Annotated in this window: 9 protein-coding genes; 6 read left to right on the forward strand and 3 right to left on the reverse strand. The window is 57.6% G+C overall.

Annotated features, from left to right (window positions below):
• The first annotated feature begins 192 nt into the window (after positions 1-192).
• The 6 genes from DDIC_RS13695 (at position 193) to DDIC_RS13720 (ending at position 6703) form a co-directional block, all read left to right on the forward strand.
• Positions 193-477: a UxaA family hydrolase gene (locus DDIC_RS13695; protein ID WP_136400951.1), complete on the forward strand. Its 285-nt coding sequence runs from the start codon at positions 193-195 to the stop codon at positions 475-477.
• A gap of 4 nt (positions 478-481) precedes the next feature.
• Positions 482-1642: a UxaA family hydrolase gene (locus tag DDIC_RS13700; RefSeq protein WP_136400952.1), complete on the forward strand. Its 1161-nt coding sequence runs from the start codon at positions 482-484 to the stop codon at positions 1640-1642.
• A 120-nt stretch (positions 1643-1762) separates the two neighbouring features.
• Positions 1763-3043 carry an MFS transporter gene (locus DDIC_RS13705; protein ID WP_136400953.1) on the forward strand — a complete coding sequence of 427 codons (1281 nt, stop codon included), beginning with the start codon at positions 1763-1765 and terminating at the stop codon, positions 3041-3043.
• Positions 3044-3137: 94 nt separating this feature from the next.
• Complete coding sequence (gene larA, locus DDIC_RS13710) at positions 3138-4394, forward strand: nickel-dependent lactate racemase (RefSeq protein ID WP_136400954.1); 1257 nt, start codon at positions 3138-3140, stop codon at positions 4392-4394.
• A gap of 211 nt (positions 4395-4605) precedes the next feature.
• The gene (gene dctA, locus DDIC_RS13715; protein ID WP_136400955.1) at positions 4606-5940 is read left to right on the forward strand and encodes a C4-dicarboxylate transporter DctA; all 1335 of its coding nucleotides are present in this window, start codon (positions 4606-4608) and stop codon (positions 5938-5940) included.
• A gap of 91 nt (positions 5941-6031) precedes the next feature.
• Positions 6032-6703 carry an RraA family protein gene (locus DDIC_RS13720; RefSeq protein ID WP_136400956.1) on the forward strand — a complete coding sequence of 224 codons (672 nt, stop codon included), beginning with the start codon at positions 6032-6034 and terminating at the stop codon, positions 6701-6703.
• 94 nt (positions 6704-6797) lie between these two features.
• Here DDIC_RS13720 and DDIC_RS13725 read toward each other — a convergent pair whose 3' ends face one another.
• From DDIC_RS13725 to DDIC_RS13735, 3 genes are all read right to left on the reverse strand, one after another.
• Positions 6798-8297 carry a sigma-54-dependent transcriptional regulator gene (locus DDIC_RS13725; protein ID WP_136400957.1) on the reverse strand — a complete coding sequence of 500 codons (1500 nt, stop codon included), beginning with the start codon at positions 8295-8297 and terminating at the stop codon, positions 6798-6800.
• Between the two features lie 101 nt (positions 8298-8398).
• On the reverse strand, positions 8399-8623 hold the full coding sequence (locus DDIC_RS13730; RefSeq protein WP_136400958.1) for a hypothetical protein: 225 nt from the start codon (positions 8621-8623) through the stop codon (positions 8399-8401).
• A gap of 87 nt (positions 8624-8710) precedes the next feature.
• Positions 8711-10276, reverse strand: coding sequence for a M23 family metallopeptidase (locus tag DDIC_RS13735; protein WP_348769731.1), 1566 nt, complete (start codon positions 10274-10276; stop codon positions 8711-8713).
• Between the last annotated feature and the right edge of the window lie 152 nt (positions 10277-10428).

Genomic DNA, 10428 nt, shown 5'->3' on the forward strand with positions numbered 1-10428 from the left:
GGCACACGTATTGCTATATCCCTCTCAGCAAGACTTAATGGCAAAAAAAAGACTGGTATTTACATGCGGTAAACAAATATACCACAGGTAAACTATCAAATTTTTGCGGGCGTGATTCTTATTTTGCTCTCAATGCCATTAAGTTTTTTGCCTAAACACATTTCTATACCATTGTTAGTCAAGGAGAGCTGTATGGTAACCCACTTTGTGGTTCACGAACCCGGCGATTGCGTCGGTGTGGTCGTTGTCGAAGGCGTCAAGAAAGGCGATAAGCTCAATGGCTGGGTTATGGACGGCAACCAGAGCATTGAATTTGAAACCCTGAGCGATATCCCGATCGGCCACAAAATTGCCCTCAAGGATCTGGCTGTGGGCGACACCGTCATCAAGTACGGCACCGACATCGGCAAGGTTGTGCAGCCCATCAAGCGCGGCGAACACCTGCATGTCCAGAACGTCAAAACCAAGAGGTGGTAATCCTATGCAAAAGACTTTTATGGGCTATCGCCGCGAAAATGGCCGCGTAGGTATCCGCAACCATGTTGTTATCCTGCCCCTGGACGACCTGTCCAACGCCGCCTGCGAAGCAGTGGGCAACAACGTCAAGGGCACCCTGGCCCTGCCGCACGCCTATGGCCGCCTGCAGTTTGGCGATGACCTTGACCTGCATTTTCGCACGCTGATCGGCGTGGGCTCCAACCCCAACGTTGCCGCCGTTATCGTTATCGGTATCGAACCCCAGTGGACCAAGCGCGTCGTCGACGGCATTGCCAAAACCGGCAAACCCGTGGAAGGCTTTGCCATCGAACAGCACGGCGACCTTGAGACCATCTGCTCCGCTTCGCGCAAGGCCAAGGAATTCGTGCACTTTGCCACCGAGCTGCAGCGCACCGAATGCAAGGTCAACGAGCTGTGGGTCTCCACCAAGTGCGGCGAGTCCGACACCACCTCCGGCATCGCGGCCAACCCCACCGTTGGCAACGCTTTTGACAAGCTGTGGGAAAACGGCGCCACCACCCTGTTTGGTGAAACCACCGAAATCACCGGCGGCGAGCACCTGGTTATGGAGCGTTGCGCCACCCCCGACGTGCGTGCCAAGTTCAAGTTCTTCTTTGACCGCTACGCCAAGGTTGTGGACGACCACAAAACCAACGACCTCAGCGATTCCCAGCCCACCAAGGGCAACATCGAAGGCGGCCTGACCACCATCGAAGAAAAAGCCCTGGGCAACATCCAGAAAATTGGCCGCAAGGCTCCCGTGATCGGCTGCCTCGACAAGGCCGAAATGCCCACCGGCCCCGGCCTGTGGTTTATGGACTCTTCGTCCGCTGCAGCCGAAATGGTCACGCTTTGCGCCGCCTCCGGCTTTGTGGCCCACTTCTTCCCCACTGGTCAGGGCAACATCATCGGCAACCCCATCCTGCCGGTGATCAAGCTGTCGGCCAACCCCCGCACCATCCGCACCATGAGCGAACACATCGACGTGGACGTTTCAGGCATACTGCGCCGTGAAATGAACCTTGACGCCGCTGGCGACAAGCTGCTTGAAATGTTGTTCCGCACCTGCAATGGTCGCAATACCTCTGCTGAAGTGCTGGGTCACAGAGAATTTATCATGACCCGCCTGTACGAAAGCGCGTAGACAAAAAAAAGGCCTGCCGCACGGTGCAATGCATCTGCGGCAGGCCAATAGAAGCACTACAGTATGAGATATTAATGCACGCTATTTCTTGATGAATTACGGCTGTGCAAGGAGTTGTTTATGGAACAATATTCCTCAACTCGCTACAGAGCGTGGATCGTCTTTTTGCTGTTCAGCGGCACCCTTATCAATGCCTTTGACCGGGCAAGCCTTTCGATCAGCGCTCCCACACTTATTAAAGAACTGGGCATGACCCCTACCGAAATGGGCGTGGTGCTCTCATCCTTTTTCTGGCCCTACCTTATCTGCAACATCTTTGCCGGCAGCTGGGCGGACAAATTTGGCGCAAAGCGCGTCATGGGCTGGGCGGCCTTTATCTGGTCGGTTTTTTCAGCACTGACGGGGCTTGCCCACGATAAAATCCACCTCATCATCGCCCGTATTGGCGTTGGCGCAGGCGAATCCGCCAGTTTTCCCGTCAATGCAAAAGTTGTGAACAACAGCTTTCCCTCTGAACAGCGCGGCGTTGTTACGGGCATATACACCGCCGGTCTGCGCATGGGTTTTGCCGTATGCCCGCTCATGATGGCCTTTTTGCTCACGCACTGGGGCTGGCGCTTTGCCTTTATCACCACAGGTATTGCCAGCCTTGTGTGGGTTGCCATGTGGTTTTTTTCGTACAAGGAAAGCAAATCCGAAGCGCAAAAAAAGGGCCCCGCGCAAAAAGTGCCCTGGGGCCGGCTGCTGCGCCAGCGCGGCATGTACGGCCTTTTGCTGGCAAAATTCTTTCAGGATTATCTGCTGTACTTTTTTGTGACGTGGCTGCCGGGCTACCTGATTATTGAGCACGGCTTCACCACCATGCAGATGGGCACCTACGACTCCGTCATGTGGCTCTGCGGTTTTGCCAGCCAGCCGCTCATCGGCATGTTTTCAGATTATCTCATTCGCCGGGGCGTTTCTATAACCGCCGCACGCAAGGGCTGCATCGTAGTGATGATGCTCATGGCTTCGCTGGTTATCGGCGTTGGTTTCACCAAGTCTTTTACCATCTGCATCTCATTGCTGATAGTTGCAGTGGCTTGCGAATCGGCGGGCACAACCATGCTCTGGACCATTTGCACCGAACTCGCGCCCAGAAAATTCGCTGGCCGCATCGCGGGCGTCATGAACGCCGCCGGGGCCCTGGCCGGTATTTGCGCGCCCCTGATTACGGGCGCCATCCTGCATGTAACCGGTTCGTTCAGCAAGGCGCTCATCACTGCCGGCGGCATGGTGCTGCTGGCCGCCTGCACTGTCATGTTCGTCATACCCAAGCTTGAGCCCATGGACCTGGGCGAAGCGTATGCCGACGATGGCGGGGATGCGGAAGACGACGCAATGCTGCGAGCTGGTCATTAATCATTGGCCATCGGGTCCCGGCTTCCCTCAGCCGGGACCCAGAGGTCATGGCAGCCTCACGGGCGGCCAACAGCACCAGGTGGAGTATACATAAATGCTGTATTCAGTAAAATACGGGCATCAGAAGCTCTCGCTTGCAATACCCGATACCTGTCCTACAGATGTCATTGAACCCATTACTGTTTTGCCTCTGGAAGCTCCGCTTGAGGCTTTTGAAGCAGCACTGGATTCTCCCCTGGGGCATCCGCCGCTCTCTGCGTTGCCGCAACCGGCATCCGTGGCCATAGCCGTACCAGACGAAACGCGCCCGTTCCCCGTCAGGGATCTGCTGCCGCCTTTGCTTGAACGAATATTTGCCGCCTTTCCCAAGCTTGATCACCGCAGGATAACCATTGTCGTTGGCGGTGGTCTGCACGAACCACCGGATCAGGCCCAGCTTGACCGCGTATTGCCCGCCGACCTGCACGGCTGCACCGTGGTCAGCCACGATGCCCGCAATTCGCCCATTTGCCGTATGGGCGTGACCAGCAGGGGAACGCCCGTTGAAATCAACGCGGCCTATGCCTGCGCGGAACTCAAAATAGTCATGGGCATGGTCGACGCGCATCAGTTTGCCGGGTTTACCGGCGGCGCCAAGGGCGTGGTGGTAGGCTGCGCATCCGCCGCCATGATCGCCCACAACCACAGCCTGCTCAGCCATGCGCAGGCCTTTGCGGGCAACCTTGAAGGCAACCCCGTACGCGAGGACCTTAACGAATCTGGCGTTATTGCAGGGGTCAACATTGCCATCAATGTGGCCCTTACTGCCGAAAAAAAAATTGCCGCGCTCTTTGTCGGCGATCCCCAGCTTGTCTTGCGGCGTGCCGCCCAAGAAACCCGCGCCCTCTACGGCCACAGGCTGCACAAAAAGTACGACGTTGTTATTGCCTCGTGCGGCGGGCTGCCCAAGGACATCTGCCTGTATCAGGCCCAAAAAGCTCTGGATGCCGCCCGCCACTGCGCCGCGCCCCAGGGCAAGATTCTGCTGGTTGCCGAATGCTCCCAGGGCATCGGCGACGATGTGTACGAGGATTACGTCAGCCGCTTTACCAGCCAGCAGGACCTGCTCAAGGACTTTACGCAACACGAATTCAAAATGGGCGCGCACAAGGCTTTTCTTTTTGGCCGGGTGGCGGTCGCGCACGAACTGGTGCTGCACACGGAACTTTCTGAACGCGACACCAGCCGCTGCCTGCTGCGCAAGGGTGACGCCCAGCAAACGCTGGATGCCTGGTTTGGCATGAATCCTCATGCCGAGACAGCCGTGATCACCTATGCAAATTCAACATTCTTTTACACACCAGAAGCATAACCCGCACTGGGCTGCGCATACCCGTAACCGTTCCGCCAGCTGGCGGCTGCGGCGGGGTTGCATCCTCCGGACAGGGTACACGCAAAAAAGGTCGACCAGTTTTTAGGGCTGACCTTTTTTGGAGGCAAGTAAAGTACAAATTTCACAAAAATAATGTAAAAAGAGTATGTTTAAACAAAAACGGATAAAAATATCCTTGTGAGGCAAATATATGTCTAAAAAAATCTTTTCATCGCTATATTTTAAAGTTCTTGTCGGCATTGCACTCGGTATAGCATTTGGTTTTATCTCACCAGATGTTGCTGTAAAGTTAAAACCGCTCGGCGATGCATTTATCAACCTTATAAAGATGATCATTACACCGGTTATTTTTTGTACGGTTGTTGTCGGTATAGCTCGCATGGACAGCCTTAAGGCTGTGGGTAGGGTTGGCGGTAAGACCCTGCTTTATTTTGAAGTTGTCACAACGATTGCCCTTTTTATCGGTTTGGTTGTCGTGCACTTTGTGCAACCTGGCGCAGGTATCCACGCCGACCCAGCAACCATGGACGCATCCTCTCTGGGCAAGCTTGCCCACGCCAAGGCGCAGACCACCATGGACTTTGTCATGGGCATCATTCCGCACAGCGTCATTGGCGCTTTTGCCGACGGCAACCTGCTGCAGGTGCTGCTGTTTTCCGTGCTGTTTGGCATGAGCCTTTCGCACATGAGCGGCAAACCCAAGGATGCCATCCTTGGCACGCTTGAGCGCTTCGGCAACGCCCTGCTGGGCGTGGTCAATCTGATCATGAAGCTTGCGCCGGTGGGCGCGTTTGGCGCCATTACCTTTACCATCGGCAAGTACGGCATCGGCGCTCTGGCCTCGCTGGGCAAGCTTGTGCTCTGCCTGTACACCACCAGCGCCCTGTTTGTTATCGTGGTGCTCGGCCTGATCTGCAAGGTATCGGGCATCAACCTGTGGCAGCTCATCTGCTATATGAAGGAAGAAATCTTCATCACCCTGGGCACAGCCAGCACAGAGGCCGTGCTGCCCCGCAGCATGGAAAAAATGGAAGCTCTTGGCATCCAGAAATCAGTGGTTGGTCTTGTATTTCCCACGGGTTATTCGTTCAATCTCGACGGCGCGGCCATTTACCTGACCATGGCGGCCTCGTTTATTGCCCAGGCCATGGATATTCACCTCGACACAACTCACCAGCTCACCCTCATGCTTATCCTGCTGCTCACTTCAAAGGGCGGGGCCGGCGTTGCGGGCGCGGCCCTCATCGCTCTTGCGGCCACGCTTTCCGCCACCAACATTATCCCCGTGGTGGGCATGACCCTGGTTATCGGCATTGACCGCATACTCAACGAAATGCGCGCGGTGGTTAACCTTATCGGCAACTGCGTTGCCACGGTGGCCATTGGCCGCTGGGAAAAAGCCGTCGATCTTGAGCGTGCCAACAGCGTGCTGCGGGGCGAAATAGATATTGACCACGCCCTCAACAATGCCGACGCCCGCAACGACCTGACCGAAGCCATGGTTGAAACCCAGCCCTGCAAATAATCTCCTCCACCCCCTGTAGCGCGCCTGCTCTCCCCATTGCCGGGAGGGCAGGCGCAATGCCATACCGCGCCCCGCGCCACGGACACTGCCCATGCGTTACGCCATCAACTGCCAGTTTGAACGCCTGCCTGCGGAAATAATAAACCAGTATTCAACCCTTGCGGTTGCCGACATCTGCGACGCCCTTGGCCGCAACGCCGCCCTGCCGTCGGCCCTCAAACCCCTGGGCGCGAGCCGCATGCTTGGTACAGCCTATACCGTAAACCTGCCCGCCAGTGAAAACCTGCTGCTGTACTACGCGGTGGACAACGCCAGACCGGGCGACGTGCTTGTAGTCTCCTGCGCCGGATACACCGAAAGGGCCGTGGCCGGCGAAATTGTGGCAAATCTGGCCAAGGCGCGGGGGCTTGCGGGCTTTGTCGTCGACGGCGCGGTGCGCGACGCCGAAGCCCTGCGGCAACTGGACTTTCCCGTCTATGCGCGGGCAGTGTCGCCCAACGGGCCATACAAGGACGCCTGCGGCGAAATCAACGTGCCCATTAGCATGGGCAACGTCGTTGTTCACCCTGGCGACCTCATCGCGGCCGACGCCGACGGCATTGTGGCCATCCGGCGGCAGGAGGCCCCCTGCGTAGCCGAACAGGCCCAAAAAATAACCGACGCAGGTCTTAAAAAACTGCGCTCCATCGGCCAGAACGGCTCCATGGACATGACCTGGCTGTACGACAAGCTGTCCAAAACCTGCTGCGACATCCACAGCTAGACGGCGCTTGCGCGGTACGCCAAACAAAAACGCCCGCAGCATGCGGGCGTTTTTGTTTGCCAATCTGGGCGAGGCTGGCGCAGAGATGCATAAATCAGTCTATGGGATGCCCCGCAGCGCGGTATTCATTAAGCTTGTTGCGTAGGGTGCGCACGGATATGCCCAGCAGATCCGCAGCCTGCGTGCGGTTGCCGGAGGTAACCTCCAGCCCTTTGAGAATCATGATGCGTTCCATCTCGTGCAGGGGAATGACGGGGCCCTGCATGCGGCTATCCACAACCTGCGCGGCAGGAGCTGCCGCAGCGTCGGGGGGGCGGGGCGCTTCGGCGGTCTGAGCGGCTGCCGCTGGCGCGGCTGGCGGCTTGTCTTCGCCTTCCTGCTGGGCGCACGCCGGGGCGGCATCTTCTTCAAACAGCGGCCAGTCGTCATTTTCAAGCAAAAAGTGGCAGGGTTCCACCGGTCTGCCGTTGGCCAGCAGCACGGCTCGTTCCATCAGATTTTGCAGCTCGCGCACGTTGCCGGGAAAGTCGTACTGCTGCAGCCAGGCCACGGCGCTGTCAGAAAGCGGCGCAGCGGGCAGCTGATACTCGCGCGTATACATGCCCATAAAAAATTTGGCCAACTGCAGCACGTCGTCGCCGCGCTCGCGCAGCGAGGGCAGCCGCAAGGGGATGACATTAAGCCTGAAGTACAGATCCTGCCGAAACTTGCCCTGCTTGACCCAACCCTCAAGATCGCGGTTGGTGGTGGCAAGCACGCGCACGTCGACCTTGATGGTTTCCGTGCCGCCCACGCGGTCTATCTCACCTTCCTGCAGCACGCGCAGCAGTTTGGCCTGCAGGGCCATGTCCATTTCAGAAATTTCGTCCAGCAGCAGGGTGCCGCCGTCGGCCAGCTCAAACTTGCCGGGCTTGCGGGCTATGGCTCCGGTAAAAGCGCCTTTTTCGTGCCCAAAAAGTTCGCTCTCAAGCAGATGCTCGGGCAGGGCGGCGCAGTTGACGGCCACAAAGGGCTGGTCGGCGCGTTTGCTCATGGCGTGCAGATAGCGGGCAAACATTTCTTTGCCTGTGCCCGACTCGCCGGTAATCAGCACCGTAGCGCGCGAACCGGCAACCTGTCGCGCCAGCTGCAGCACGCGAGCTATGGCCGGGTGCTCGCCCACTATGCGCGGGCCCGTGCCTTCGCCAGGGCGGGGTTTGTGGCCCCCAAGGGTAGAAACCGCAGGTACAGCCGCAGCCTTGCGTTTTTGCCCGGCTACGGCGGCAATGCGCTCCACATCAAGGGGTTCAAGCCAGTAGTCGCGCGCCCCAAGGCTCAGCAACTTTTCTGCTTCTTCAGCGCTGCCTTTGTCTGTGATAACTATGACGGGAGGAAAATTGGGGTCTTCCGCGCCCACGGCAAGCAGGTCTTCAACCCGAAAACCGGGTAATGATGGACGCGAAAAAATAACATCAGGGCCGGATTTTTTTATAAATACGGACGCGCCCTTAAGATTTTCTGCAATGCCAAGCTCAAAACCCGCGTTGCGCAACGCAGGAAAGACGGCAGTAACAGCCGGAGCGGGGGTAAGAAAAAGCAAGCGGCGCGGTGACATAAGAATTTGTGTATCTTTTCGTGCTCCACAATGCAACCGCTTAAGCCCCAAAACAGGCTGTCTTCGGCCACTTGCGCTTTACATGAAACCCTGCGGCCTGCCTACGCCCAGCCGCTTGCAATGGCGCTCATGCCCAGCAGGTTTTCGGCCGAGAGCCGCCACTGGGTCTGCATGAACGACTTGGCGCTATCCTCCTGCAGCAGGGCGTCGGCGGAAGCCGTGCTGTCATCAAGAATGGAAGGATAATACGTAATAAAGCCGGGGTTATCGGGCATGCCGGGAATCACCACAAGAGTCAGACCGGACCCAGGCTCATAATAGGTCATGATACGCCTCCTGCACGAAAAATACTGCCATTATGCACTCTGCCTGGCGTTAAACCAGACAAAAAATACACCGCTCTGGTAACCACGTCAGTTTTTGTGCTTCCTTTTATGTTTTTCGGCTTTTTTTGCTGGCTCCGGGGTTTTTTCCTGCTGCGGTTGCTCCATCTGATCGGGCACGATGCTGTCCACAGTATATTCGGAAAACGCCTGCTCGCCCTTGAGCAGAGCCAGCTCCTGCGCCATAACCTTTTCAAAGGCGGGCATGGCGCCTCTGCTGACCGGCTCGCCCCGCGGGTTGATGGCCTTGGCCGGGTTGATAAACCTGCCGCCCTGACGCAACCTGAAATCCAGATGCGGCCCCGTGGCCAGGCCTGTCATGCCCACAAAACCAATGACCTGCCCCTGACGTACCTTCTGGCCGTTTTTAAGCCCTCTGGCGTAACCAGAGAGGTGCGAATACAACGATTCAAGACCCCCGCCATGGCGCACGATAATCTGGTTGCCGTACCCCCCGGACCAGCCGCGCTCCGTCACCACGCCCTCGCCTACGGCCTTGACCGGCGTACCTGTGGGGGCGGCGTAATCCACGCCTTCATGCGGCCTGCTATAGCCCAATATGGGGTGCAGCCTGCTGTTTGTAAAGCGCGAGGTCACGCGCGTAAACGCCAGGGGAGCCTGAAGCAGCGACTTGCGGACATTTTCGCCCTTGCGGTTGTAATAACTGGCGGCCCTGTTGCCCTCGCGGAACAGATAGGCCTCAAACATCTTGCCCTTGTTGGTAAAGTGCGCCGCTATGATGCGCCCATAGCCCTTGTATTCGCCATCGCGGTAGCGCTTTTCGACCAGTACCGAAAAAGAGTCGCCTTCCTGCAGATCGCGGATAAAGTTGATCTCCGAGCCAAACAGCTCCGCCAGCCGCAGGGCCAGCTGCGGATTTTCACCGGCGTCGGCCACAGCCTGAAACAGATTGTCGTCGATGGCGGCGCTCACGCTGCTGAGCAGGGTAATATACTCGATGGCCTCTACCCGGGCCACCGGCTGCTCCGTGCCCTCGACCACCAGCCTGCGGCGGCTGTCTATCTCGTATTCAAAACGTTTTACCTTGCCCGTGGCCGCCTCGGTAACCACCACATAGGGTTGACCGTCGCGAAAAGCGCGCATGGAAAAAACCCGGCGGGCAGCGGTTATGTAATCCTGCACTGTCTGGCTGTCCGCGCCAGCAAGAATTTTGGTGACGGTGTCGCCTTTTTCCACAGTGCCCCTGACCACTTCTTCGCCTGGGGCGGCGCCTTCCTCATCCTGGGCAGTTGCGCCGGAGGCTTCCGCTCCCTCCGCAGACGGGTTTGCAGAGGCTGACGGTGCGGCGCTGTCGCCATTTGCGCCCGACTGCGCGGCAGGGTTCGCGGAACCAGCAACCGTGCCGCTGGCGTCGCCTGCGGTCGAAGCTTCGGAGCTTGTCTGGGACGTTGCGTCGGTCTGCCGCTCTCCAAACGGCGGCAGCAGCCCCTTGTGCCAGGCAAACAAACCCGCAAAAAGCAAAACAAGGACCGCACCGACCAGACATAGTTTTTTTATCTGCAAAGACATGCCAAACATATACCTGCCGCGCTGTTCCTTGTCCAGCAAGCAGACTTGCGCGTGCAGGTTTTTCACAATTTTTCACAGGTAATGCGGCTCATTAGAGCGCCTATGCCGACGAGTGAGGCAGCGGAGCATCCCTGACCGCCAAATGCAACTTTTCTGACCGGCGTTTTATGCCGGGTCACACCCTGCGGCTTGCGGCACTTGTCTCATTTTAAGCTTTA

The organism is Desulfovibrio desulfuricans (assembly GCF_004801255.1).
Classification (GTDB): Bacteria; Desulfobacterota; Desulfovibrionia; order Desulfovibrionales; family Desulfovibrionaceae; genus Desulfovibrio; species Desulfovibrio desulfuricans_C.